22 protein-coding genes are annotated in these 24,364 nt (G+C 72.1%); 5 read left to right on the top strand and 17 right to left on the bottom strand.

The window, feature by feature from the left end; all coding sequences use genetic code 11:
- The first annotated feature begins 133 nt into the window (after positions 1 to 133).
- Together ACWV17_RS27440 and ACWV17_RS27435 are read left to right on the top strand one after the other, a co-directional pair.
- Complete coding sequence (locus ACWV17_RS27440) at positions 134 to 904, top strand: TetR/AcrR family transcriptional regulator (RefSeq protein ID WP_455361782.1); 771 nt, start codon at positions 134 to 136, stop codon at positions 902 to 904.
- A 104-nt stretch (positions 905 to 1,008) separates the two neighbouring features.
- Positions 1,009 to 3,213: a sigma-70 family RNA polymerase sigma factor gene (locus ACWV17_RS27435; protein WP_455361781.1), complete on the top strand. Its 2,205-nt coding sequence runs from the start codon at positions 1,009 to 1,011 to the stop codon at positions 3,211 to 3,213.
- A gap of 23 nt (positions 3,214 to 3,236) precedes the next feature.
- Here ACWV17_RS27435 and ACWV17_RS27430 read toward each other — a convergent pair whose 3' ends face one another.
- From ACWV17_RS27430 to ACWV17_RS27365, 14 genes are all read right to left on the bottom strand, one after another.
- Complete coding sequence (locus tag ACWV17_RS27430) at positions 3,237 to 3,896, bottom strand: response regulator (protein WP_455361780.1); 660 nt, start codon at positions 3,894 to 3,896, stop codon at positions 3,237 to 3,239.
- Complete coding sequence (locus ACWV17_RS27425; protein WP_455361779.1) at positions 3,893 to 5,209, bottom strand: sensor histidine kinase; 1,317 nt, start codon at positions 5,207 to 5,209, stop codon at positions 3,893 to 3,895. The genes ACWV17_RS27430 and ACWV17_RS27425 overlap by 4 nt, the downstream gene beginning before the upstream one ends.
- A gap of 166 nt (positions 5,210 to 5,375) precedes the next feature.
- Entirely contained in the window at positions 5,376 to 6,197 is an 822-nt protein-coding gene (locus tag ACWV17_RS27420) for an NmrA family NAD(P)-binding protein (RefSeq protein ID WP_455356845.1), read from the bottom strand.
- Between the two features lie 104 nt (positions 6,198 to 6,301).
- A complete protein-coding gene (locus tag ACWV17_RS27415; protein ID WP_455361778.1) occupies positions 6,302 to 7,174 on the bottom strand; it encodes an alpha/beta hydrolase in 873 nt (290 codons plus the stop codon).
- A 139-nt stretch (positions 7,175 to 7,313) separates the two neighbouring features.
- Positions 7,314 to 8,525: a kynureninase gene (gene kynU, locus ACWV17_RS27410; protein ID WP_455361777.1), complete on the bottom strand. Its 1,212-nt coding sequence runs from the start codon at positions 8,523 to 8,525 to the stop codon at positions 7,314 to 7,316.
- Entirely contained in the window at positions 8,518 to 9,360 is an 843-nt protein-coding gene (locus ACWV17_RS27405; RefSeq protein WP_455356848.1) for a tryptophan 2,3-dioxygenase family protein, read from the bottom strand. The genes kynU and ACWV17_RS27405 overlap by 8 nt, the downstream gene beginning before the upstream one ends.
- Positions 9,361 to 9,511: 151 nt before the next feature.
- Positions 9,512 to 9,925, bottom strand: a complete 414-nt coding sequence (locus tag ACWV17_RS27400; RefSeq protein WP_455361776.1) for a DUF3151 domain-containing protein — start codon at positions 9,923 to 9,925, stop codon at positions 9,512 to 9,514.
- Between the two features lie 59 nt (positions 9,926 to 9,984).
- Positions 9,985 to 11,457 (bottom strand): MFS transporter, encoded by a 1,473-nt coding sequence (locus tag ACWV17_RS27395; protein ID WP_455361775.1) that lies wholly within the window; start codon positions 11,455 to 11,457, stop codon positions 9,985 to 9,987.
- Between the two features lie 82 nt (positions 11,458 to 11,539).
- Positions 11,540 to 12,571 carry a class II fructose-bisphosphate aldolase gene (gene fbaA, locus ACWV17_RS27390; protein WP_455356851.1) on the bottom strand — a complete coding sequence of 344 codons (1,032 nt, stop codon included), beginning with the start codon at positions 12,569 to 12,571 and terminating at the stop codon, positions 11,540 to 11,542.
- Between the two features lie 189 nt (positions 12,572 to 12,760).
- Complete coding sequence (gene pyrE, locus ACWV17_RS27385; protein ID WP_455361774.1) at positions 12,761 to 13,300, bottom strand: orotate phosphoribosyltransferase; 540 nt, start codon at positions 13,298 to 13,300, stop codon at positions 12,761 to 12,763.
- A 42-nt stretch (positions 13,301 to 13,342) separates the two neighbouring features.
- Entirely contained in the window at positions 13,343 to 14,137 is a 795-nt protein-coding gene (locus ACWV17_RS27380) for an aldose epimerase family protein (protein ID WP_455361773.1), read from the bottom strand.
- Between the two features lie 183 nt (positions 14,138 to 14,320).
- Complete coding sequence (locus ACWV17_RS27375; protein ID WP_455356854.1) at positions 14,321 to 15,181, bottom strand: SRPBCC domain-containing protein; 861 nt, start codon at positions 15,179 to 15,181, stop codon at positions 14,321 to 14,323.
- An 87-nt stretch (positions 15,182 to 15,268) separates the two neighbouring features.
- Entirely contained in the window at positions 15,269 to 16,927 is a 1,659-nt protein-coding gene (locus tag ACWV17_RS27370; protein WP_455361772.1) for a polyamine aminopropyltransferase, read from the bottom strand.
- A gap of 71 nt (positions 16,928 to 16,998) precedes the next feature.
- Positions 16,999 to 17,517, bottom strand: a complete 519-nt coding sequence (locus tag ACWV17_RS27365) for a DUF2617 family protein (protein WP_455356856.1) — start codon at positions 17,515 to 17,517, stop codon at positions 16,999 to 17,001.
- A 747-nt stretch (positions 17,518 to 18,264) separates the two neighbouring features.
- Here ACWV17_RS27365 and ACWV17_RS27360 point away from each other — a divergent pair.
- Positions 18,265 to 19,473 carry a pyridoxal phosphate-dependent aminotransferase gene (locus tag ACWV17_RS27360; RefSeq protein WP_455361771.1) on the top strand — a complete coding sequence of 403 codons (1,209 nt, stop codon included), beginning with the start codon at positions 18,265 to 18,267 and terminating at the stop codon, positions 19,471 to 19,473.
- Between the two features lie 287 nt (positions 19,474 to 19,760).
- On the opposite strand, the gene ACWV17_RS27355 is transcribed toward ACWV17_RS27360, so the two are convergent.
- Positions 19,761 to 20,291 carry a YbjN domain-containing protein gene (locus ACWV17_RS27355; RefSeq protein ID WP_455356866.1) on the bottom strand — a complete coding sequence of 177 codons (531 nt, stop codon included), beginning with the start codon at positions 20,289 to 20,291 and terminating at the stop codon, positions 19,761 to 19,763.
- A 137-nt stretch (positions 20,292 to 20,428) separates the two neighbouring features.
- Entirely contained in the window at positions 20,429 to 23,044 is a 2,616-nt protein-coding gene (clpB, locus tag ACWV17_RS27350; RefSeq protein ID WP_455361770.1) for an ATP-dependent chaperone ClpB, read from the bottom strand.
- Positions 23,045 to 23,164: 120 nt separating this feature from the next.
- Here clpB and ACWV17_RS27345 point away from each other — a divergent pair, with 120 nt between their 5' ends.
- Positions 23,165 to 23,569, top strand: coding sequence for a pyridoxamine 5'-phosphate oxidase family protein (locus ACWV17_RS27345; protein ID WP_455361769.1), 405 nt, complete (start codon positions 23,165 to 23,167; stop codon positions 23,567 to 23,569).
- A 143-nt stretch (positions 23,570 to 23,712) separates the two neighbouring features.
- Here ACWV17_RS27345 and ACWV17_RS27340 read toward each other — a convergent pair whose 3' ends face one another.
- The gene (locus tag ACWV17_RS27340; RefSeq protein ID WP_455356869.1) at positions 23,713 to 24,033 is read right to left on the bottom strand and encodes a (2Fe-2S)-binding protein; all 321 of its coding nucleotides are present in this window, start codon (positions 24,031 to 24,033) and stop codon (positions 23,713 to 23,715) included.
- Positions 24,034 to 24,039: 6 nt separating this feature from the next.
- Here ACWV17_RS27340 and ACWV17_RS27335 point away from each other — a divergent pair, with 6 nt between their 5' ends.
- A complete protein-coding gene (locus ACWV17_RS27335) occupies positions 24,040 to 24,327 on the top strand; it encodes a hypothetical protein (RefSeq protein WP_455361768.1) in 288 nt (95 codons plus the stop codon).
- The last annotated feature ends 37 nt before the right edge of the window (positions 24,328 to 24,364 follow it).

The raw sequence follows: 24,364 nt of genomic DNA, 5'->3' as shown, positions 1-24,364 counted from the left end.
CCCCCTTCTGAATTGACTCCGGCTCAACTATGTTCGTACCTCGTCGGGGTGTCGGGTCTTGGCCTGTGGATCAGCCCTGACTCAAGAGGCGGGGAGTCTCCGGGGGGAGACGTCATTACCGGGGGAACAAGTTATGCACATTCACGATTCGCATTGGTCTGCAACCGTCGCGGCCGAAGGCAATGGGCGTGTGGGCGTGGCGGGCGGTAGCGGCGCGGTGCCGGGCGCTTTGCCGGGTGGCGGCGTGGTGCCGACCGGCGGCGCGGCGGGCCGTTCGGCGCCGCTTCGCGTGGATGCACAGCGCAACCTGGAGCACGTACTGCGCGCCGCGCGCGAGGTGTTCGGCGAGATGGGGTATGGCGCGCCGATGGAGGACGTGGCGCGGCGGGCCCGCGTCGGGGTGGGGACGGTCTACCGGCGGTTCCCGAGCAAGGACGTCCTGGTGCGGCGCATAGCCGAGGAGGAGACCGCCCGGCTGACCGAGCAGGCCAGAACGGCGCTGGGTCAGGAGGACGAGCCGTGGTCGGCGCTCTCGCGCTTCCTGCGGACGTCCGTGGCGTCCGGCGCGGGCAGGCTGCTGCCGCCGCGGGTGCTGCGGGTCGGGGTCGATGTCGAGGACTCCACGGTGGTCCAGGACGAGGCCCGTGTGCCGCAGCAGCGGTCCGCGCCCGAAGACGGGGCGCGGCACGAGGACTCGGGTGCGGCGGCGCTGCTCGAAGTGGTCGGCCGGCTGGTGGACCGGGCACGGGCGGCGGGTGAGCTGCGCGGTGATGTGACGGTGGCGGACGTGCTGCTGGTGATAGCCACGGCGGCGCCCTCGCTGCCGGACCCGGCTCAGCAGGCGGCGGCTTCCGCGCGGCTGCTGGACATTCTGCTGGAGGGTCTGCGGTCGCGGCCGGTGTGACGGCGCTGACGGCGCTCAGGGGCAACGGTCCGGTCCTGCGGGCCTGCTGATCCTGCCACGGACGGGTGGATGCCGGTCATAGCTGTCCGGCAGCTGCCCGTTCTGTGCCACTGTGGCCCGGTGTTCGGACTGAGGGCGCGTGCGGGTGCGCGCGGGGGTGTACGGGGGCGGGGCCTGCCGAGGCTGCGCGCGCTGCGGGAGCCGTGGGAGCTGCCGCGATGAGCCCGGGCGGTGCCAGCGGTGCCGGCGGCGGCGAACGGGACGACGGCGCCCTCCCCTCGCGCCTGGTTCCCGCGCAGCGTGGGGGCGGCGGGCGGCCGCCGTCCGACGCCGATCTGATCGGCCGGATGCGGTCCGGTGACGAGAGCGCGTACGAGGAGCTGTTCCGGCGGCACGCGGAGTCGGTGCGGCGGTACGCGCGCAGTTGCTGCCGGGACCCGCACACCGCCGACGATCTGACCGCCGAGGTCTTCGCGCGCACGCTGCAGGCGGTGCGCGGGGGCGCCGGACCGGAGTACGCGGTGCGTGCGTACCTGCTGACGACGGTACGGCGGGTCGCCGCGGCGTGGGCGCAGACCACGAAGCGGGAGCAACTGGTCGAGGACTTCGCGGTGTTCGCCGCGCAGGCGGCCTCGCGCGGCTCGGAGGCGGCCGAGGGCGCCGGTTCGTTCGGGGCCGGGCTGGATCCGGGTGCCGAGGTCCGGGCGATGCACGAGGCCGAGCAGACGATGGCCATGCGGGCCTTCCGCAGCCTCCCCGAGCGCTGGCAGGCCGTCCTGTGGCACACCACGGTCGAGGAGGAGTCGCCGAGCGAGGTGGCGCCACTGTTCGGGCTGACCGCCAACGCGACCGCGGTGCTGGCGAGTCGGGCCCGCGAGGGTCTCAAGCAGGCGTACCTGCAGGCGCATGTGAGCGCGGCGCTCACGGAGGGCGGCGACTGCTCGCGCTACGCCGACCGGCTGGGCGCGTACGCCCGGGGCGGCTTGCGGATGCGGGCCGAGCGGGGACTGCGCCAGCACCTGGAGCAGTGCGCGAAGTGCCGGCTGGCGGCGGTCGAGATCAAGGACGTCAACGCGGGAATCCCGGCGCTCCTTCCGGCAGCGGTCATCGGCTGGTGCGCCGCCGGATACGCGGCCAAGGCGGCGGGAATCGCGGCAGGAGCAACAGGAGCCGCGGCGGGCGGCGCGGCGGCTGCCGCGGGCGCGGGTGGGGCGGGCGGCGCGGCGGTCGGTGGAGCAGGCGCGGGCGGATCTGCCGCGGGCTCGGTGGGCGCGGGCGGAGCGGGCGCGGGCTCGGTGGGCGCGGGCGGAGCGGGCGCGGGCTCGGTGGGGGCAGGTGGGGCGGCGGCCTCCGCGGGCGGAGCGGGCGCGGGCGGGGCGGCAGTCGGCGGGGCAAGCGCCGCAGGGGCCTCCGCGAGCGGGTCGGCGGGAGCCGGTGGGGTTGCCGCGGGTAGTGCCGGGGCGAGTGGGGCGGCCGCGGGCGGCTCCTCTGCTGGTGCGGGTGGGGCCTCTGGGTTGGGGGTGCCGGGGCAGGTTGCGGTTGCGGCGGCGCTGGCCGCCACCGTGGTTGCCGGGGTGGTGTTCGCGCTCGCCGGCAACGAACCTGAGCCCGAGGCCGAGGCGAGGCCGAGCCTGTCCCCGCCGCCGGCTGCCGAACCCGTCGTACCACCGACCCCTCGGACCCCACGGACCCCGCCGCCCTCCGCCGCGGCCGCGGCCCCCGCCCCCGAACCTGAGCCGGAACGCGCCCGCCCCACGCCTTCGCCGGAGGCCACGCCGGCCACGTCGGCCGCGCCCGAGCCGGCGCCTCCCTCGCCGACGGCGACCACAACGCCCACGCCGACGCCCCCGGCGAAGCCGACTCCGCCGCCCGCCTCCACGCCGTACCAGGTGAACCGGCTCCCCTACGCCGTCCTCGGCGAACGCACCGGGCCCGAGATCAGGCTCGACCGGAGCAGCTGGCTCTGGCAGCGCTGGGGGCTGCGGGTCGGCGGCAGGCCGTACGCGCACGGGGTGACCGTGCACGCGGCGTCCTCCGTCACCATCGACCTCAACCGCCCCTGCACGTCCTACGACGCCTGGGCCGGGGTGGACGACATGACGCCGGGGCTCGGCGCGGTGCGCTTCTCCGTGTACGGGGACGGGGCCCGGCTGTGGCAGTCACCGGTGATCCGGGGCGCGGAACGGGCCGTACCGGTCCATGTCGGCATCGGCGGGCGGAAGTCGATCCGGTTGGCCGTCGAGCCCCACACGCCGCTCGGCGAGGTGGCGCTAGCCGACTGGGCGGAGTCGGTGATCACCTGCCACTGACGTGCCCCCGGCGGCCGGCCGGGTCAGCCGGGGGTCACCAGCCTCGCCTCGTAGGCGAACACCGCCGCCTGCGTACGGTCGCGCAGGCCCAGCTTCACCAGGATCCGGCTCACGTGCGTCTTGATCGTCGACTCCGCGATCACCAGGCTCGACGCGATCTCCGCGTTCGACAGGCCCTGGGCGATACGCACCAGGACCTCCGTCTCGCGTTCCGTCAGATCGCCGAGCTGCGCCTGCGCGGGAGGCCGCGGGGCGTCCGAGAGCTTCGAGAACTCCACGATCAGCCGCTTCGTCACGGACGGAGCGAGCAGCGCCTCGCCCGCCGCCACCACCCGCACGCCGTCCGCCAGCTGCCGCGCCGACGCGTCCTTCAGCAGGAAGCCCGACGCACCCGCCCGCAGCGCCTGGTAGACGTACTCGTCCAGGTCGAACGTCGTGAGGACCAGCACCTTGGAGTCGGCGTGCGCGGCGGCGATCTCCCGCGTCGCCTCCAGGCCGTTCAGCTCCGGCATGCGGATGTCCATCAGGACGACGTCGGGGCGCAGCGCGGCGACCTGGGCGATGGCCTCGCGGCCGTCGACCGCCTCGCCGACGACCTCGATGTCCGGCATCGCGTTCAGCAGGACAGAGAAGCCCTCGCGGACCATCATCTGGTCGTCCACAATCAGGACCCGGATGGTCATGCCGACCCCTCTCCGGCAGGCACGGGAAGGAAGACCGCGACCTCGTATCCGCCGCTCGCGGTCGGCTCCGCGGTCATCTCGCCGCCCAGCATCGCGACCCGCTCCCGCATCCCGGTGACCCCGTGCCCCGCGCCGGGGGAGGGGCGCACAGCACCGGTCGGCGGGTCGTTGACGATACGCAGGCCGAGCCCGCCCAGGACGTAACTGACCTCGACGACCGCGCTCGCGCCCGGCGCGTGCCGCAGCGTGTTGCTGAGGGCCTCCTGGATGATCCGGTACGCGGACAGCTCGACGCCCTGCGGGAGTTCGCGGACGGATCCGGTGACCGTCTTCTCGACGCGGAGGCCGGCCTCCCGGACGTTGGCGAGCAACCCGTCGAGCACGGCGAGGGTCGGCTGCGGGGCGTCCGGGGCCTCGTAGTCCTCGGCCCGTACGACGCCGAGGACGCGGCGCAGTTCGGTCAGGGCGGCCACCGCGTTCTCCCGGATCGTGGCGAACGCCTGCTCCAGCTCGGGCGGCGGGTTCTCCACCCGGTAGGGGGCCGCCTCGGCCTGGATGGCGACGACGGACATGTGGTGGGCGACCACATCGTGCAGCTCGCGCGCGATGGTCGTGCGCTCCTCGAGCAGCGTGCGCTTGTCCCGTTCGACAGCGGTGACGTGCTGCTGGGCGACGACCTCCTGCCGGGCGTGCCGGCGAACGTGCAGCATGCTCACCACGAGCAGCGCGAAGGCGGAGACGAAGGCCATGGGGCCGGTGTTGGAGTCCCAGCCGCCGCCGAAGGCTTCCATGAAGCCCCCGACCACCACGGTGAGCACCCACATCCACGCGGCGGTACGTGGCCGGGTCCTGGCCGCCACCACCACCATCACCACCAGGTGCGAGAAGAAGACCGTCTCGACCCACGGCGAGAATCCGCTGCCGGTCAGGACGCCCACGACAGGGGCGGAGGCCATCGACAGCCACCACGCGCCCACCGGGCGGAACAGGGTGGCGATCACCGTGATGGCCGGGATCAGGCCCGCTGCCACCACACCGATCGGCCCCTCGCCCCACGAGGACATTTCAGAGGCGATCAGCATCGTGATGAATGCCGCGAACGCCACCAGGGCGTGCGGGGTCCAGGCGGACCACTCGCGTATCCGCCCCGGCAGCCGTCCGGTGACCGGTCCGTCGTTGCGCATCGGTGGCAACGGCTGGTAGGCGAAGGCGTCGTGGAAGAGGTCCTGGCGCAGTCCGGCCAGGGTGTTCACGGCCAAGCGGTACTCGGGGCTCCGCCCGGCCGTCTCGGTCTTCTGGGTCGTCTCGGTCACGTGCAGAACGGTAGGCGCCGGGCAGGGGCGCGGTCGTCCCCTGTAGTGGGGATCCTTGCGCGTCCGTCCCAAGGACTACGCGGTGCTGCGCCGGTCCCTCTGCGGTCCTGTCACGGGCCGCGGTTCCGCCACACGGGCCGCCGTCCCGTCACCGACTGCGGTCCCGTCACCCGCGGAACGCGTCCGCGTGCGCCGCCGCCCACTCGGTGAACGTACGGGCCGGGCGACCGGTGACCTGCTCCACGACACCGGTCACCGTCCGGCCCTCCGGGGGCGTGTTCCCGTACACCAGCACCAGGAAGTCGATCGTTTCCTGGGGCAGGCCGGCCGCCTGCCACTGCTGCTTCGCCTCGTCCTCACTCAGTTCCACCAGGCCGATCTCCCGGCCGCTCGCCGCCGCGAGTGCGTCCACCTTGTCCCGCAGGGTCAGCACCTCGGGCCCGGTGATCACATACGTCCGGCCGTCGTGCCCGTCCTCGGTGAGCGCCACCGCCGCCACCGCGCCGATGTCGGCCTCGTGGACCATCGCGCTCAGCCGGCCGATGAACGGCTCGCGCACTTCGCCCGTGGTGCGGATGCCCTCGGCCCACTCCAGCGCGTTCGACATGAACTCGACCGGCATCAGCACCGTCCAGGCCGGCTCACCGGCCCGCACCGCGTCTTCCAGCGGGGAGGGCCCGCCGCCGTGCAGGACGGTCACCCGCCGCACACCCGCCTCGGCCGCCAGCTCCACGATCCGCTCTCCGCCCTCCAGCGGGGCGAAGGCCGCGCCGCCGAAGGTGATCAGGTGCAGTCCGGTGACACCCTTCAGGGCCGGTACCAGCGACTCGGGGTCGGTGAGGTCTCCGCGTACGACCTCCACGCCCGCGGGGAAGTCCGCCTTCGCCGGGTCGCGGGTCAGCGCGCGGACGTTCGCGCCCCGCGCGATCAGCTGCTCGACCACCTGGCGGCCGACTGTTCCGGTCGCTCCGGTCACAAGAATCGTCATCGCTCGGGCTCCTCTGGTTCGCGGCCGTTTCCCGGCCGGCTCGTTACCAGAACCGTAGGAACCCTTGCGGTCAGCTTCGGTCCGCAACCGCAATCCCGGTGCGGTCACCAGGCCAGCTGGGCGATCTCCTCCGCCACGACCGCGCACGCGTCCGCCGCCGGGTCGATCAGCGGAAAGTGGCCGACCGCGTCGAGGAGTGTCAGGCCCACGGTCTCGCCCGCCTTGGCCGCGGCGTCGATGTACGCCTCCGCCACCCGGGACGGCACGGTGATGTCCGTACGGCCCTGCACCAGGGTGGTGGCGATGCCGGTCGGGAGCAGCGCCGCCGGATCGGCCTGCGCTCGGCGTTCCTCGAAGGCTTCCTCGCCCCCGAGGAGTTGCACGGCGGCCCCCGCGCACACGTCCAGCTCGCCGGCCATCAGGAAGTCCGCGACCGGCGCGAGCGCGACGACCCCGCGCAGCGGCGGCGGGGCCGGCAGCCGCCAGGGCGAGCCCTCGGGCAGTACGTGCCGGGCGGCCGCCCACAGCGCGAGCTGGCCGCCCGCGGAATGGCCGGTGACGACGGTGCGCCGCGGGTCCGCCTGCGGCAGCGCCTGCGCCACGAGCGCCGGAAGCGCGTCCATGGCCGCCGCCACGTCGTCGAACGTCTCCGGCCAGCGCCCGGCGACCGGCCCGGCCGCGCCCTGGTGGGGCAGCGAGCTCCCCCGCCGGTACTCGACGTTGGCCACGGCGAAGCCCTGGCGGGCCACGAAGTCCGCGAACGGCGTGATGTGCTGCCGGTCGTAGGGCGCCCGCCACGCGCCGCCGTGCAGGACGACGACGAGCGGGGCTCGCTCCTGGCCGCCGCGGGGCGCGTAGAAGTCGATCACCTGATCGGGATGGCCGCCGTACGCGGCGCAGGCGTCGGGCGCCACGGGCGGGTGCGAGAAGACCGACTCCGCCTCGGCGGCGTCCCGTTCCACTGCGGGGTCCGACATGCGGCTCAACCTCTCGGTACGGAGATCCACTTGATCCGGGCAGCGGGACGCTACCAGTCCCCGCACCCCCGTCTCGTACCGGCCCGGCGGAGCGCGCCGACGACGCGGACCGCCGACGACGCGCCCCACCGGCGGTCCGCTACCCGAGGACCTCGCCCAGCACCCACGCCGCCCGTTCCGCGTCGGCGAAGCTGACGTACAGCGGGGTGAAGCCGAAGCGCAGCACGTCCGGGCGGCGGAAGTCGCCGATCACGCCGCGCACGGTCAGTTCCCGCATCACCTCGCCCGCGCCCTCGCAGCGCAGCGCGACCTGGCTGCCCCGCTCGGCGTGCGCGGCCGGGGTGACCGAGGCGACGCGGCCCACCGGGACGTACTCGGCCACGCACTCCAGGAAGAAGTCCGTCAGAGCCAGCGACTTCTCGCGTACGGCGTCGATCGGGACACCGTCCCAGACGTCCAGGGCCGCTTCGAGAGCCAGCATCGACAGGATGTCGGGCGTGCCGACCCGGCCCCGTACCGCCCCTTCCGCGGCCACATAGCCGGGTGTCATGCCGAACGGGTCGGCGTGCGAGTTCCAGCCGGGCAGCGGGGAGTCGAAGCCGGCCTGGTGGCGTTCGGCCACGTACAGGTAGGCCGGCGAACCGGGCCCGCCGTTGAGGTACTTGTACGTACAGCCGACCGCGAAGTCGACGCCGTGCGCGTCGAGTCCGACCGGCAGTGCCCCTGCGCTGTGGCACAGGTCCCAGACGGCGAGGGCGCCGGCCTCATGGATCGCCGCCGTCAGGCCCGGCAGGTCGTGGAGCCGGCCGGTGCGGTAGTCGACGTGGTTGACCAGGGCGGCCGCGGTACGCGGGCCGAGCGCTTCGGCCAGCCGCGCGGGCGCGACCGGGACCAGCCGCTTGCCGGTCATCCGGGCCGCGGACTCGGCGATGTAGCCGTCCGTGGGGAACGTCGTCTCGTCGACCAGGACCTCGTCCCGGGCCGGATCGGCCAGCCGTACCGCGGCGACCACCGCCTTGAAGACGTTGACGCTGGTCGAGTCGCCGGCCACGATCCGGCCCGGCGCCGCGCCGACGAGCGGCGCGATCCGGTCACCGATCCGCTGTGGCGCGGTCCACCAGCCGCTCTCCTCCCAGGAGCGGATGAGGAGTTCGCCCCATTCGCGGGAGACGACGTCGGCCAGCCGTCCCGGTACGGCGGCGGGCAGCGCGCCGAGCGAGTTGCCGTCCAGGTACACGACGCCCTCGGGGAGGGCGAACAGCTCGCGGCGCTTGGCGAGTTCATCGGCGGCGTCCAGCGCCGCGGCCCGGTCGGCCAGGGTGCGCAGGGCGGGAATGGTGGGCTCAGACATGGCTGCGCGCCGTCCACAGCTCGGGGAAGACGTTCTTGCGGGCCCGCTTCTCCAGCCAGGAGACACCGGCGGAGCCGCCCGTGCCCACCTTGGAACCCATTGCCCGCCGCGTCGCGACCAGATGGTCGTTGCGCCAGCGCCACACCAGTTCGCCGACATCGGTCAGCGCCTCACCGAGCCGCACGAGGTCGGTGTCCTGGTCGCCCGCGTAGAGCTGTGCCCAGACCGCCTCGACCTCCTCCGACGGGTCGTACTTCTGCGACAAGTCGCGGTCGAGGACGGTGGCCGGCACCGGCAGCCCGCGCCGGGCGAGGAGCCGCAGCACCTCGTCGTACAGGCTCGGTTCGTGCAGCGCCTTCTCCAGCTCCGCGTACACGCGCGGGGCGCCCCGGTGCGGGACCAGCATCGACGCGGACTTCTCGCCGAGCAGGAACTCCATCCGCCGGTACATCGCGGACTGGAAGCCGGAGCCCTCGCCGAGTGCGCTGCGGTACGAGTTGAACTGCGCGGGGGTGAGGTGGGCCAGCGGCTTCCAGGAGGCGTTCAGCGCCTCGAGCTCCCGCGTGGAGCGCTTCAGGGCGGCCATCGCGACGGGCAGGTCGTCCTCGCGCAGGGCGTTCGCCGCGGTTTCCCACTCGTGGACGATGACGGTGAACCACAGCTCCATGACCTGGGTGGTGACCAGGAAGACCATCTCTCCGGGATCGTCGGAGAGAGGGTGCTGGAGGTGGGTGAGGACGTCCGCCTGGACGTAGTCCTCGTACGGGGTGGTACCCGCGAAGTCCAGGTTCGGGGTCTCCGAACCAGCTCCGGAGGCATCGGGGTGCTGGGACATTGCTGTCTCCTCGATACGTGCTTCCGGGTAGCGGTCCGCCCCTTCCGTTCGGCTGTGGAGCCCCGGTCCCCTGCGGGCATCATAATCCGGCCGGCAAGCAGCGCCCCGGGGGCCCGCAACCGGACGGTGCGGGCCCCAGGGGATGGTGCGGTCAGCCCAGCGTGTCCGCCGCCGTCTGGGAGGAGTCGCGCAGGAACGTCGAGCAGCGCTCGTACTCCGCCTGCTCGCCGATCGACTGCGCGGCGCGCGCGAGGGCGTGCAGGGCACGCAGGAAGCCGCGGTTCGGCTCGTGCTCCCACGGCACGGGGCCGTGGCCCTTCCAGCCGGCCCGGCGCAGTGCGTCGAGGCCGCGGTGGTAGCCCGTGCGGGCGTAGGCGTACGACTCGACGACCCGGCCGTTCTCGTACGCGTCATCGGCGAGCTGCGCCCAGGCGAGCGAGGACGCCGGGTACTTCGAGGCGACCTCGGCGGGCGCGGCACCACTGGCGAGGAGCTCGCGCGGCTCGGGGTCGTCGGGCAGCTGGGTCGGGGGCGGGCCCCCGAGCAGGTTCTCGTGAATGGACATGGGTCCAGTCTGCCTGTCCGAGGTTGCCGGGCGCGTCCGGCCCGGTCCATGTGCGGCCTCTACCGTTCGTCGCCCGGGTCCAGCGGTGGGGACGTCACCGCGCAGTGCATCCGGCACTCCGGGTGGCAGGCCGCCCTGCCCGCCGGGACTCGCCGTACCGTCGCCCAGGCGATCAACGCGCCCAGCACCAGCACTCCGGCGCACATCGGCATCGCGCGCCGGAACGCCGACGCGAACTCGTCCACCGAGCGGTACGCCTCCGGGCCCATCCCGGACAGCAGCGGCAGGGCCGCCACCGCGATCAGGCCGGCCGCCCGCGCCGCGGCGTTGTTGATGCCGCTGGCGAGCCCGGCCCGCCCGACGTCCACCGACGCAAGCACCGTGGCGGTGAGCGGTGCGACCAGGGTCACCATGCCCAGACCGAGCACCAGCAGGGCGGGCAGCACGTCCCGCGCGTACGAGGCGTCCTGGCCGACCCGCAGGAACAGCAGCATCCCGGCGGCGCACAGCAGTGGTCCCACGGTGAGCGGGATGCGGGGCCCGATCCGCTGCCCCAGCTCGCCCGAGCGGCCGGAGAGCAGCAGCATCAGCAGGGTGGTGGGCAGGAGCGCGGTGCCCGCGCCGAGCGCCGACCAGCCCGCCACCACCTGGAGCTGCAGTACCGAGAGGAAGAAAAACCCGCTGAAGGCCGCGTACACGCACAGGGTCACCAGGTTGATCGCCGTGAACTGCCGCGATTCGAAGATCGAGGGTGGCAGCATCGGCTCGGCCCGCCGCCGCTCCACGTACACGAAGGCCACCGACAGCAGGACGCCGAGGACGCCCGCCACCACCGAGGAGTCGATCAGGGCGTAAGTCACCAGGGCGAGCGCCACCGCTCCGAGCGCGGCCCCGGAGACGTCGAACCGGCCGTGCGCCTGCGGGTCCCGCGATTCCGGTACATGCCTGAGCGCGACCGGCACACAGACCGCGGCCAGCGGCACATTGATCAGGAACACCCAGCGCCAGCCGGGCCCGTCCACCAGCCAGCCGCCGAGGAACGGCCCGACCGCCGCCCCGACCCCGCCGAGCCCCGACCACACCCCGACCGCCCGCGCCCGGTCGTCGGGGTGGAAGCTCGCCTGGATCAGGGCCAGCGAGCCGGGGGTGAGCAGCGCCCCGCCGACCCCCTGCAGAGCGCGCGCGAGGATCAGTACCCCGGCGTTCGGCGCGAGACCGCACAGCAGCGAGGCCGCCGCGAACCACACCACCCCGACGACGAAGACCCGCCGCCGGCCGAACCGGTCCCCGAGCGCCCCGCCCAGCAGGATCAGCCCGGCGAGCGTGAGCATGTAGGCGTTGGCGGTCCACTGCAGTGCGGCCAGGTCCGCGTCGAGGTCCTCACCGATACGGGGCAGGGCGACATTGACGACGGTCGAGTCGAGCATGGCCATCGAGGACCCGAGCACCGTGGTGAGCAGTACCCAGCGGCCCACGGGTTCGCCGACCCGGAGGGTCCCCGGCGCCTGCGCGTTCCTGTCGGGGTCGCTCATACCGGAATCCTCCCGGCATGGCGAGGGGCCCGCCACCCCGGTGACCGGAGGTGGCGGGCCCCTCGTCGGAGCGCCGGAGCGGCTACTTCAGCTTGGTGCCCGTGGAACGCAGGTTGGCGCAGGCCTCGGTGACGCGCTTGGCCATGCCGGCCTCGGCCAGCTTGCCCCAGCTGCGCGGGTCGTACGTCTTCTTCGAACCGACCTCGCCGTCGACCTTCAGGACACCGTCGTAGTTGCGGAACATGTGGTCCGCGACCGGGCGGGTGAAGGCGTACTGGGTGTCGGTGTCGAGGTTCATCTTCACGACGCCGTTCTCCAGCGCGGTGGCGATCTCCTGCTCCGTGGAGCCCGAGCCGCCGTGGAAGACGAAGTCGAACGGCTGGCTGCCCTCGGCCTGGCCGTGCTTCGCCGCGACACCCTGCTGCAGGTCCTTCAGCAGCTCGGGACGGAGCACGACGTTGCCCGGCTTGTAGACGCCGTGGACGTTGCCGAAGGACGCGGCCAGCAGATAGCGGCCCTTCTCGCCCAGGCCCAGCGCCTCGGCGGTGCGCAGCGCGTCGTCGACGGTGGTGTACAGCTCGTCGTTGATCTCGTGGCTGACGCCGTCCTCCTCACCGCCGGTCGGGGTGATCTCGACCTCAAGGATGATCTTCGCGGCGGCGGCCTTGGCGAGCAGCTCCTGGCCGATGGCCAGGTTGTCCGCGAGGGTCTCGGCGGAGCCGTCCCACATGTGGGACTGGAAGAGCGGGTTCAGACCCTTGGCGACCCGCTCGGCGGAGACATCGAGCAGCGGACGTACGAAGCCGTCCAGCTTGTCCTTGGGGCAGTGGTCGGTGTGCAGCGCGACCGTGACCGGGTACTTCGCGGCGACGATGTGCGCGAACTCGGCGAGCGCGACGGCGCCACTGACCATGTCCTTGGAGTACTGGCCGCCCAGGAACTCCGCACCACCGGTGGAGATCTGGATGATGCCGTCGCTCTCGGCCTCCGCGAAGCCGCGCAGCGCCGCGTGCAGGGTCTGGGTCGAGGTCACGTTGATCGCCGGGTAGGCGAACTTCCCTGCCTTCGCCCGGTCGAGCATCTCGTTGTAGACCTCGGGGGTTGCGATGGGCATCTGTCCGCTCCTTGTGATGTGCGGGTACGTGCGTGGTGGGCCCTGACCTGGGGGCGACGTCGCTGTCGCGCCCATCTTTCCAGATGGTGCACCACACTCCACCCGTCGCACTGCCCCCTACGCGGACCAAAGGCGGACTGTTTCACGTGAAACAGTCCGCCTCAGTCAAAAAGGGCAGGTCAGCAGCCGTCAGGCGAGACCGAGGTCCGAAAGCTGGTATCCGGTGAGGTACGACAGCCCTGCCTCGGCGATGGCGCCGGCGGCCCCGCGGTCGACGATCGTGGCCACGGCGACGACCTCGCCGCCGGCCTCGCGCACGGCCTCGACGGCGGTCAGCGGCGAACCACCGGTGGTCGAGGTGTCCTCGACCACCAGGCAGCGGCGGCCCTTCACCTCCGTGCCCTCGATCCGGCGCTGCATGCCGTGCGCCTTCTGCGCCTTGCGCACGACGAAGGCGTCGAGCCGCTGCCCACGGGCGGCGGAGGCGTGCAGCATCGACGTCGCGACCGGGTCCGCACCGAGCGTGAGCCCGCCGACGCAGTCGAAGTCGAGATCGGCGGTGAGGTCCAGCATCACCTGACCCACGAGCGGGGCGGCCTCGCCGTCCAGGGTGATCCGGCGCAGATCGATGTAGTAGTCGGCCTCAAGACCCGAGGAGAGGGTCACCTTGCCGTGCACCACGGCCTTGTCCTTGATCTGCTGGAGCAGCTCAGCGCGTACGTCAGTCATGCCCCGAGCTTAAATGCGCGCGTGAAGGCGCCGCGCGCCGCGTCAGAGCCGCCGCCAGGTCCAGGTCGTCGCGATCTCCAGCGGCTCGATCGGCGTGACCAGCTGCGGAAGGGTGTTGAGTCCGTTCGGCGGGCCCGACTGCGGCTCCACGCAGACCGCTTCGGCCTGCTCGTCGTAGATCACGGCCCACTCGGCGCGGCTGGTCACCTTCAGCTCCAGCCGGCCGGGCCAGGTGAGGGTGACGTCCACCCCCTCCGGCATGCCGAAGCAGTCGTCCCACGGGCCCGGCCGCGGCTCGATGCGGCGGCCGGTGGGGAGGTGGTCGTCGCCGCGCTCCTCCTGCCACTGCGCCGCGAAGCCGATCCGTACGTCCTCGCCGCCGTCGCCCAGGTTCCGCAGGAACCAGGGGTGCCAGCCGGCCTGTGCCGGGAAGGAGTCGCCGTACGTCTCGATGCCCAGTGCGAGGGTCAGGGAGTCCTCGGTCAGCTCGAAGGTCTGGGTGACCCGCCCGGGGTAGGGCCAGGGATCCGTCAGGTCGTATGTGAAGGCCGCCTCGGTCTTCTCCTCGCGGGCCTTGCGCCACCCGGCGTCCCGGGCCGTGCCGTGGATGGCGTGCGGCGGGGCGTTGAGCGGCAGCTGATGGAGCACTCCGCCGTTGCGGAACTGCCCCTGCGCCATGCGCCCGCACCAGGGAACCATCGGGAAGCAGCCGTACGTGGGGCCCTGCCGCAGCAGTTCGGTGCCGTCGATGCGGAGGCTGCTGATTCGGCAGCCGTGGTCCGGGTCGATGACCAGCTCGGCCCCGCCCGCGGTCAGTTGCGTCTGATGCGTCCTCACAAGACGACCTTAGGGGGTGTCCGGCCGATCAGGCCGGATCAGCGAGCGGCGTCTGGTGCGCGCAGCTGCAAGGCGGCTGGATTCGGCCATAGCGGAGCTATGGGTGGATTCGGCCAACGCCGCAGATGTGCGTGCCAGACGCCGGGAGCCCGGCATGATCGGCCGGACACCCCCTAACTGGGGTCAGCGCTTGCGGCGCAGCACGCGACCGACGACCACTGCCGAGGCGATCACCAGCGCGGCGGCCGGCGCGACCCAGCGCAGGGTCTCGGTGGTCGAACCGACTTCGGGCGCGGGCACCGGCGCGTAACGACCGCGCGGAGGCGCGTGGTCGACCTCCTCCGCACTGCGGCCGATCATCGTGCGGCGGGCGTGCGCGGCCTCCGCGGGCAGCTCCTCGGGGACGCCGAGCGAGGAGTCGAAGTCATCCCCCAGCTCGTCGTCCAGGTCACCGTCGAGCAGCGGGTCGAGCGAGGACGGGGGCACGTCCGCCTCGAACACGGAGGGGTGAGCCTCGGCCTCCGGCCCGGTCTCCACGTCCGGCTCGGTCTCCACCTCCGGCCCGGCCTCCGCGTCCGGCCCGGCCTCCCCGTCCGGCTCCGCCTCCGCCAGCATCGCGCCCGCCATCGAGCCCAGCTGCGTGGCGAACCGGTCCAGCAGTCGTACCGCAGCCGACTCCGCGGCGCCCGCGGGAAGTTCCTTGATACGGCCGTCGCCGCTCGCCGTACCCGTGAACGCGAGGGTCGTCCCGCCCTCGGCCGGGCGCGGCCGGATTACCAGGGCCAGCTTCACCGAGCCGTGGCCGCGGGCCTCCGTGCCCTCGCCCTCGACCGCGAAATCCTCGCCCTGGACAGTGATCCGCAGGACACCGCGGTAGGTGATGGTATGGCCGCCGATCCGGACCTTCAGCCGCCCCGCGAGCGGGCCCGACGCCTCGTCGGCGTCCTGCTGGAGCCCGGGGACGCAGCGGGCGACCCTGGCGGGGTCCCCCAGCAGCTGTCGCAGGGTCTCGGACGGAAGCGGAACGAACACCTCATGCTCCATGACAACCGAGCCTACCCATGCCTGCCCTTCGAACACGGGGAACAGCGGCATTCGATCCAGGTATCGGCCTCTGGGACATGTGTGGGCTCAGTCCATGTAGCGGGGGTGCAGCAGCGTCGACGGCGGCAGTCCGGGCATCCGGAGCCTCTCGGCATCCCGCGCACCCGCCCGCAGCGTGGAGGTGCCGACCGACTTCAGCCAGGGAGCGTCGTCCCGGACGGCCAGCGACGGCCGCGTCCGCCCGGCCAGGACGAAGCCCCAGTCGCGCGGGGCCCCGTCCGCGCCGGAGGAGCGGTCGGGCCCGGCCGCGAAACCGGACAGCCGGCCGGTGGCCCGGTAGGGGCGGGTCCGCAGGCCCGCCGCCCGTAGCGTGGACTCGACGGTCCAGAAGGTGTGCGGACGGCCGGCGAGCGGTCCCGCGTGCACCACGAGCCTGCCGTCGGCGGCGAGGGCGCGGGCCGCGATCCCGTAGAACTCCTGCGAGTAGAGCTTGGTGCTGGGGGTGATTCCGGGGTCGGGCAGATCGGAGACGATCACGTCGTACCGGCGGCTGCCCCGCGCGTCCCTCAGCCATGTGAACGCGTCGGCGGTGACGACGCGCAGCCGGGGGTCGCGGTAGGCGCGGCCGTTGAGGGCGGAGAGCACCGGGTCGGTACGCGCCAGCCGTACGACACCGGGGTCGAGTTCGACGACGGTGACGGAGCGGACGCCGGGGTGGCGCAGCACCTCCCGGGCGGCGAGCCCGTCCCCGCCGCCCAGGATCAGTACCCGGGCGTGCGGGCCGTTCATCGCGGGGTGCACCAGCGCCTCGTGGTACCGGTGCTCGTCCAGGCCGCTGACCCGCAGCCGGCCGTCGAAGTACAGGTCGAGCGTGCGCGGGCTCCCGTCGCGGTGGCCGGTGAGGACGACCTCCTGTACGCCGGTCTGCACGGCGACCCGCACCTGGGCCCCGTACACCGCCCGCCTGGCTGCCCGTTCGAAGTCGTCCGCGAGCACGGTGGCCGTGGCCAGCAAGGCCAGCACGGTGACGTTCGCGGTGATCAGCCACCAGCGGGCGCGCACGGTGAGGTCGCGCCGGAACAGCCACAGCACGAGCGCGCCGCCGGCGGCGGCGTTGACGGCGCCGGTCAGCATCACGCCCGTCAACTGGCCGAGCAGGGGCAGCAGAAGGAACGGGAAGGCGAGGCCGCCCACCAGGGCGCCCACGTAGTCGGCCGCGAAGAGGTCGGCGACGGCACCTCCCGCGTCCTGCCGGCGGATCCGCTGGATGAGCGTCATCAGCAGCGGGATCTCGGCCCCGATGAGGACACCGATGGCGAGGGAGAAGCCGACCAGGGCGGGCCGCGACTCGCCGAACCAGGCGAAGGTGGCGTACAGGGCCATGGCCGAGCAGCCGCCGGTCAGCGCGAGCAACGCCTCGATCGCGCCGAAGCCGACGGCCGCTCGGACGCGTAGACGTTTGGCCAGCAGCGAGCCGATGCCCATCGCGAAGACCATGACGGAGAGCACGACGGATGCCTGGGTGACGGAGTCGCCGATCAAGTAGGAGGCGAGAGCGAGCAGTTCCAGCTCGTACACCAGTCCGCACGCGGCGCAGATGAAGACGGCGGCGAGGACCAGGAAGCGGCCGGTACCGGGCCGTACGGGAAGGTACGCCTCCCCACCGGGCTCCGGCGCCGGGCCGCCGCCGGGGTCGGGGGGTGCACACGGGGCCTCCCCACCGCGGGGAGGGGAAGGGTCGATCATGTGGCGAACGCTACGTCACGGTCCGGCTTCGATCGGTCACCCACACGTGTGGATCTGAGGCATACCCCGTTTCAGAGCGCGGCGGGCATCCGGGCGCCGACGCGCGTCCGGGTGGCGACAAGCTGGCCCTCCTGCGGATACGCGTGCCACGTCCGCCACCGGACCTGGCCCTCGTGCCGCTGCGCCAGCATCGCCGTGAAGGCGTGCGGGCTGCCGGGGAACGTGCCGGCGAGGCCATTGGGGTGGTCGGCGACCAGCGCGAGGAGCTCCTGCGCGCGCCCCGCGAACGAGCCCTGCGAGAGCGTCTCGACGCGCGCCGCGAACTCGTACTCCCAGTCGCCGACCCGCTTGGCCACACCGAGCGGCAGCGGCGTGCTGCTGCCCGGCATACAGGCGACCGTCTCGGAGCAGGAACCGTGGTCCTCCTCCACCAGCACCTGGTGCGAGGCGCCGAGCAGCCGCAACTGGAGCCTGGCCCCGGAGAGTTGGAGGTCGAGTACGGCGAGGGCGGGCAGCGGCTCCCGGCCCAGGGCCCAGGCGAGGTCGGCAGCACGCGTGTCGGTGTACTTGGTCTGGAGGGTTGTGAGCATGAATCGACTCCGCTGGCGCGCAAGGGAGGGATGGGCCGGGGGCGTCACCCCTGGCTCCCGGACTGTGTTCCGCGGGTGAGTGGGGTCGGCCGGCTCGAGTCCACAGGAAGTCCGAGGACTGCTGGTCTACACAGGGGAGGGAATCATGAAACGCGCGGCACTCACAGCGTTTTTACCCAACTTGACGGGGTTTCCATCCCCTCGGGGGCCCAACAGTTCAACTGTTCAACAACCCAGGTCACAGAGCGGTCAACGGCAGAGCGCCTGGCGGGAGTTGGGACCCGCCAGGCGCATATTTCATATGACGGTGCCACAGCAGTGCTGCCATGCCCCCGTCATGGCGGTGCCAGGCTGCCCCGTGTCAGCTGGAACCGCACCCACCGCCGCCCCCGCAGGAGGAACCTCCCCCGCAGGACGACGAGCTGCTCGAACACGAGCTGCCCCCGCCACCCGCCCACCAGCCGCCCGACCCGGTGGTGTTCGCGCTGCTCGATCCCCCGCGCCCGCGACGCGACCCGCTTCCCACGCCCCCGCGGCGGCCGACCAGGATCGCGGCCCCCACGATCAGCAACACCGCCACAGCCAGCCCGAAAACGATGACTCCCATCGTTCCCACCTGCCTTTCGTTCCCCCGAAGCGAGGTCCCCGCTTCTTGTGTGACTACTTGTGTGACAAGGGGATCCCCTCGGCCGCCCACGGCCAAAGCACACTTGAGGAACTCCAGAGCTTCGGCACAGGATGGCCGCCATGACAGGCATGACAGGACGATCAGGACGGCGCCCGCTGCTCAACAGCCGGCTCGCCGCCTTCGGCACGACGATCTTCGCGGAGATGTCGGCACTCGCCGTACGCACCGGGTCGATCAACCTCGGCCAGGGCTTCCCCGACACGGACGGCCCGGCCGAGATCGCCGAAGCGGCGGTGCGGGCCATCAGGGACGGCCGCGGCAACCAGTACCCGCCCGGCCCCGGCATCCCGGAACTCCGGACCGCGATCGCCGCGCACCAACAGCGCTTCTACGGTCTGCCGTACGACCCGGACACCGAGGTCCTGGTGACGGCCGGCGCCACCGAGGCGATCGCCGCCTCGCTGCTCGCGCTGCTGGAGCCGGACGACGAGGTGATCGCGCTGGAGCCGTACTACGACTCGTACGCGGCCTGCATCGCGATGGCGGGCGGGACCAGGGTCCCGGTCACCCTGCGCCCGGACGACGGAAGCTTCCGGCTGGACCTGGACGAGCTGCGCGACGCCGTCACCCCACGCACCCGGCTGATCCTGCTCAACACTCCGCACAATCCGACCGGGACCGTCCTCACCCGCCAGGAGCTGGCGGCGGTCGCGGAGCTGGCGGTGGAGCGCGACCTGCTCGTCGTCACCGACGAGGTGTACGAGCACCTGTCCTTCGAGAGCGAGCACGTGCCGCTCGCCTCCTTCCCCGGGATGCGTGAGCGCACGGTCACCATCGGCTCGGCCGGCAAGACGTTCTCTTTCACCGGCTGGAAGGTCGGCTGGGTGACGGCGACCCCCGAGCTGGTGACCGCGGTCCGCTCCACCAAGCAGTTCCTGACGTATGTCTCCGCGGGACCCTTCCAGTACGCGGTCGCCGAGGCGCTCGCGCTGCCCGACAGCTACTTCAGCGACGTCCGCGAGGACCTCCGCGCCAAGCGGGACATCCTCGCCACCGGGCTGGAGGAGGCCGGGTTCGGGGTCTTCAGGCCGGCCGGGACGTACTTCATCACCACCGACATCCGGCCGCTCGGCGCCGCCGCCTCGCACGAGGGCGACGGCTTCGCGTTCTGCCGGGCGCTGCCCGAGCGCTGCGGCGTGGTCGCCATCCCGAACGCCGTCTTCTACGACCACCGCTCGGCGGGCGCGCCCTTCGTACGGTTCGCCTTCTGCAAGCGGACCGATGTCCTCCAGGAGGCCGTCGGGCGCCTCAAGGGACTGGCCGGCTAGGGGGTGTCCGGTCGGTCAGGCCGGATCAGCGAGCGGCGTCTGGTGCGTGCAGCTGCAAGGCGGCCGGATTCAGCCATAGCGGAGCTATGGGTGGATGTGGCCAACGCGGCAGATGTGCGTGCCAGACGACGGGAGCCCGGCATGATCGGCCGGACACCCCCTAGGCATCGGCCAGGAGGGCCCGCCCGGGCGGGCCCTCGCAATGGCGAAAACCCGGCCCGGGGCCGCGGTCGTGGTGACCGTGGCCCTGGCCGGGCTGTCGTTCGGCTGAACGTGGACGCTCGACGCTACGCGTCGCCGTCGCTGTCGCCGTCTGCGGAGTCCACTTCCTGCTCGAGGCCGAGCTGCTCCACGAGCCACTTGTCGAACTCGATCGAGGCGCGGACCCAGCTGACCGTTGACGACACGAAGTGCTCAAGGCTGACTCCGGTGCCGATCAGCATCTGCGCCTCGCCGATGAGGCGGACGGAGCCGTCGTCGTGGGTGTGGCTGTAGACCTTCGGCCACAGCGTGCGGCGGTTCCAGTCGTCGATCGACTCGAGAAGCCGCTGCTTCTCGTCGATCTTGTGCGGGCGGTCGTAGAACGTCCGTACCGAGAAGACCTGCTGGTCCTCCTCGCCGCGGAACATGAAGTACGTGCGGAATTCCTCCCACGGCGCGGCGAGGTCACCCTCGTCGTCGACGACGTACTTCAGTTCCATCTGCTCGAGGAGCTGCTTGACCAGGTCCTGGTCGGGGACGACGGGGCCCGCCGGTCCTGTGGCCTGCGGTTCGGGCTGGCCCCCGAAATTCGGAATCGAGGACGGGTCGATGCTCACCGTGTATTTCCCTTCGTACGGTTACCGCCATCCTCCACCATGCCGGGAGGGGAGTGGCAACCCCGGACTGCGCCTTGCCGGTACTTATTGCTACTTCTTACCGTTCATTGCTGTGGATTACGGCGGATCGCTCCGGATCACTGCGCCTTGCCGACGATCAGGCCGTCGCCCGCGACATCCACCCGGACCGTGTCGCCGTCCGTGACCTCGCCCGCGAGGATCTCCTTCGCGAGCCGGTCCCCGATCGCCGTCTGGATCAGGCGGCGCAGCGGCCGCGCCCCGTACGCCGGGTCGTTGCCCTCGTCCGCCAGCCAGGCCAGTGCGGCCGGGGTGACATCGAGGACGAGACGGCGTTCGGCCAGACGCAGGGCCAGCCGGCCGATCTGGAGCTCCGCGATGTGCGCCAGCTCGTCCCTGGAGAGGGACGAGAAGACCACCAGGTCGTCCAGCCGGTTCAGGAACTCCGGCTTGAAGGACGCCCGGACGACCTCCAGGACCTGCCGTTTCTTCTCCTCCTCGCCGGCCGGCGGCTCGACCAGGCTGTGCCCGCTCAAGAACTGGCTGCCCAGATTCGAGGTCAGGATCAGGATGGTGTTGCGGAAGTCCACCGTCCGGCCCTGGCCGTCGGTCAGCCGGCCGTCGTCGAGCACCTGGAGCAGGATGTCGAAGACCTCGGGGTGGGCCTTCTCCACCTCGTCCAGGAGCACGACGCTGTACGGGCGCCGGCGCACCGCCTCGGTGAGCTGGCCGCCCTCCTCGTACCCCACATAGCCGGGCGGGGCTCCGACCAGCCGCGCGACGGAGTGCTTCTCGCCGTACTCGCTCATGTCGATACGGACCATGGCCCGCTCGTCGTCGAAGAGGAAGTCCGCGAGCGCCTTCGCCAGCTCGGTCTTGCCGACACCCGTCGGACCGAGGAAGAGGAACGATCCGGTGGGCCGGTCCGGGTCGGCGATTCCGGCCCGCGTACGGCGCACCGCGTCCGACACGGCACGGACGGCCTCGCCCTGGCCGATCAGCCGCCTGCCCAGCTCCTGCTCCATGCGCAGCAGCTTCTGCGTCTCGCCCTCCAGCAGCCGGCCGGCCGGGATACCGGTCCAGGAGCCGACCACGTCCGCGATGTCGTCCGGGCCGACCTCCTCCTTGACCATCGTGCTTTTAGTGTCAGCAGTCTTGGCGGCCTCCTGCTCCTCCTCGGTCGCCGCCGCCAGCTCACGCTCCAGGCCGGGGATCTCCCCGTACAGCAGCTTGGACGCGGTGTCGAAGTCGCCGTCCCGCTGGGCCCGCTCGGCCTGGCCGCGCAGGTCGTCGAGCTTCTCCTTCAGCTCACCGACCCGGTTGAGGCCCTGCTTCTCCTTCTCCCAGCGGGCGGTGAGGCCGCGCAGCTCCTCCTCCTTGTCCGCGAGGTCGCGGCGCAGCTTCTCCAGCCGCTGCTTGGAGGCGGGGTCGGACTCGTTCTTCAGCGCCAGCTCCTCCATCCGGAGGCGGTCGACCGCGCGCTGCAGCTCGTCGATCTCGAGGGGCGAGGAGTCGATCTCCATCCGCAGCCGGGACGCGGCCTCGTCCACCAGGTCGATGGCCTTGTCCGGCAGGAAGCGGGAGGTGATGTAGCGGTCGGAGAGGGTGGCGGCGGCCACCAGCGCGCTGTCGGCGATCTGCACCTTGTGGTGCGCCTCGTAGCGCCCCTTGAGCCCGCGCAGGATGGCGATGGTGTCCTCGACGCTCGGCTCCGCGACCAGCACCTGCTGGAATCGCCGCTCCAGGGCGGGGTCCTTCTCGATCCGCTCGCGGTACTCGTCGAGGGTCGTCGCGCCGACCATGCGCAGCTCGCCGCGCGCCAGCATGGGCTTGAGCATGTTGCCGGCGTCCATGGCGGAGTCGCCGCCGGCGCCCGCGCCGACGACGGTGTGCAGTTCGTCGATGAAGGTGATGATCTGGCCGTCGCTGGACTTGATCTCGGCGAGGACGGTCTTCAGCCGCTCCTCGAACTCGCCGCGGTACTTGGCGCCCGCCACCATCGCGCCGAGGTCCAGGGCCACCAGCCGCTTGTTCTTCAGCGACTCCGGCACGTCCCCCTTGACGATGCGCTGCGCGAGCCCCTCGACCACGGCGGTCTTGCCTACGCCGGGCTCACCGATGAGCACGGGGTTGTTCTTCGTACGGCGCGACAGCACCTGCACCACGCGCCTGATCTCCTGGTCCCGCCCGATGACCGGGTCGAGCTTGCCCTCGCGGGCGGCAGCCGTGAAGTCGGTGCCGAACTTCTCCAGGGCCTTGTACTGGCCCTCCGGGTCCGGGGTCGTCACCCGGCGCCCTCCCCTGCTCTTCTCGAACGCGTCCAGCAGCTTCTTCGCACTGGCTCCCTGCCGGTCCAGCAGCTCACCGGCCTGGCCGCCCTTGGCGGCGATACCGATGAGCAGGTGTTCGGTGGAGAGATAGTCGTCGCCCAGCTCCTTGGCGCGCTGCGCGGCGTCGGCGACGACGGCCAGCATCTCGCGGTTGGGCTGCGGCGGCGCCACGGTGGAGCCCGTCACGCTGGGCAGCCCGCCCAGCAGCCGCTCCGCGCCCGACCGTACCGCGGCCTGGTCCGCCTCGACGGCGGCCAGCAGGTCGGTGATGTTCTCGTTCTCCTGGCCCGCGAGCAGCGCCAGCAGCAGGTGCGCGGGCGTGAGGTCGGGGTGTCCGTCCTGTACGGCCCTGCTGGTGGCCGTGTTGAGCGCTTCCCGGCTCTTGTTGGTCAGCTCGGCGTCCACGTGTGCTCTCTCTCCTCCCCGGGCGTGGGGTTCTGACTGTCTGGCTGGAGGACTCTGACTCAGCCAGGGTACACAAAGTTGAGTCGATTCCACTCAAGCCGCTGGATTTACTCTTCCGGCATGGCCATCGACGTACGCGACCCCAGCCCCGAGTACCTCGCCTTCTGGCGTGAATACCACCTGTGCACGCTGACCACGCCGCGCCCGGACGGCACGCCCCATGTCACCCCGGTGGGCGTGACGTACGACCCCGAGGCCGGGCTCGCCCGGGTCATCACCAGCAAGCACCGGGCCAAGGTCGCCAACATCCTGGCCGCCGGCCCGGAGGGCGCGCGGGTCGCGGTGTGCCAGGTGGAGGGGAAGCGGTGGGCGACGCTCGAGGGGCGCGCGGTGATCCGTACCGAGCCGGAGCTGGTCGCGGACGCGGTGAGCCGCTACGCGGAGCGCTACGGGCGCACGCCGTCGCCCAACCCGGACCGGGTCCTCATCGAGATCGCCCTGGACCGGGCGCTCGGCAGGGGCTGACGACGGGGCGGCTGACGACGGGGGGCCGGCGACGCGGGAACGTACCTACCCGGACAGCACAGCGGCGCCATCGTGTTCAGGTCCACGATGGCGCCGCTGTGTGGGGGAGCGCCTGAGCGATTTGTAACGACGGGGGAATCGCGTCAGGCACTGCGGGGGGTGGCGGTGATGGGTTCGGGCTCGGCCAGCTGGTGGTCGCGCTGGTCGAGATTGACAAAGACCATGCCGTAACGAATGGCACAGCCCACAGGCTGCGGGGCACCCCGGGGCCGGCGAAGGCACCGGTAGGCCCGGACGTCCTCGTCCTCCTCGCGGACGACCACGATCGGCTCACCGAAGAGGGTGACCATCAACGAGTCGCCGCGATGGGGGATCGCGGTGACCAGGTCGATGAAGTGCCACCCGGACCGGTACGCCGTGGCCATCTCGCGCCGGAAGGACCGGTCGTCCGGTGGCACGGTCATGCGTCAGTGGAGGCCGAGGTTGCCGGGAGGCTGCCCCAGCCGCTGTCCACCGGCGCGCTGCCCCAGCCGCTGTCCGGCGGCGCCGCCTGCACGCTGCCCCAGCCGCTGTCCACCGGCGCGCTCCCCCAGCCGCTGTCCACGGGCGCGCTGCCCCAGCCGCTGTCCGGCGGACCCGCCGAAGTGGCGCCCAGCCCCGCGCCGCTCAGAGCGCCGAGGGCCACAGCCGCGGAGAAAGCAACGGCAAGTACCGAGCGAAGCAATCTCTTGTACATGGTCGGCTTCGTCCTCACTTGATGGATTCCTCTCCCCCGCGTCTCAGACGATGGCTCAT

The sequence above is a fragment of the Streptomyces mabaensis genome (genome assembly GCF_053763515.1).
This window is presented reverse-complemented; position numbering and strand designations above follow the sequence as displayed.

Coding starts and splice junctions, on each gene's coding strand:
- ACWV17_RS27370 (WP_455361772.1), bottom strand. CDS start 16,927: ATGATCGACCCTTCCCCTCCCCGCGGTGGGGAGGCCCCGTGTGCACCC.
- ACWV17_RS27400 (WP_455361776.1), bottom strand. CDS start 9,925: ATGTCCATTCACGAGAACCTGCTCGGGGGCCCGCCCCCGACCCAGCTG.
- ACWV17_RS27405 (WP_455356848.1), bottom strand. CDS start 9,360: ATGTCCCAGCACCCCGATGCCTCCGGAGCTGGTTCGGAGACCCCGAAC.
- ACWV17_RS27440 (WP_455361782.1), top strand. CDS start 134: ATGCACATTCACGATTCGCATTGGTCTGCAACCGTCGCGGCCGAAGGC.
- ACWV17_RS27375 (WP_455356854.1), bottom strand. CDS start 15,181: ATGGAGCATGAGGTGTTCGTTCCGCTTCCGTCCGAGACCCTGCGACAG.
- ACWV17_RS27420 (WP_455356845.1), bottom strand. CDS start 6,197: ATGACGATTCTTGTGACCGGAGCGACCGGAACAGTCGGCCGCCAGGTG.
- ACWV17_RS27345 (WP_455361769.1), top strand. CDS start 23,165: ATGGCCATCGACGTACGCGACCCCAGCCCCGAGTACCTCGCCTTCTGG.
- pyrE (WP_455361774.1), bottom strand. CDS start 13,300: ATGACTGACGTACGCGCTGAGCTGCTCCAGCAGATCAAGGACAAGGCC.
- ACWV17_RS27415 (WP_455361778.1), bottom strand. CDS start 7,174: ATGTCGGACCCCGCAGTGGAACGGGACGCCGCCGAGGCGGAGTCGGTC.
- ACWV17_RS27360 (WP_455361771.1), top strand. CDS start 18,265: ATGACAGGCATGACAGGACGATCAGGACGGCGCCCGCTGCTCAACAGC.
- ACWV17_RS27430 (WP_455361780.1), bottom strand. CDS start 3,896: ATGACCATCCGGGTCCTGATTGTGGACGACCAGATGATGGTCCGCGAG.
- ACWV17_RS27395 (WP_455361775.1), bottom strand. CDS start 11,457: ATGAGCGACCCCGACAGGAACGCGCAGGCGCCGGGGACCCTCCGGGTC.
- kynU (WP_455361777.1), bottom strand. CDS start 8,525: ATGTCTGAGCCCACCATTCCCGCCCTGCGCACCCTGGCCGACCGGGCC.
- ACWV17_RS27340 (WP_455356869.1), bottom strand. CDS start 24,033: ATGACCGTGCCACCGGACGACCGGTCCTTCCGGCGCGAGATGGCCACG.
- fbaA (WP_455356851.1), bottom strand. CDS start 12,571: ATGCCCATCGCAACCCCCGAGGTCTACAACGAGATGCTCGACCGGGCG.
- ACWV17_RS27365 (WP_455356856.1), bottom strand. CDS start 17,517: ATGCTCACAACCCTCCAGACCAAGTACACCGACACGCGTGCTGCCGAC.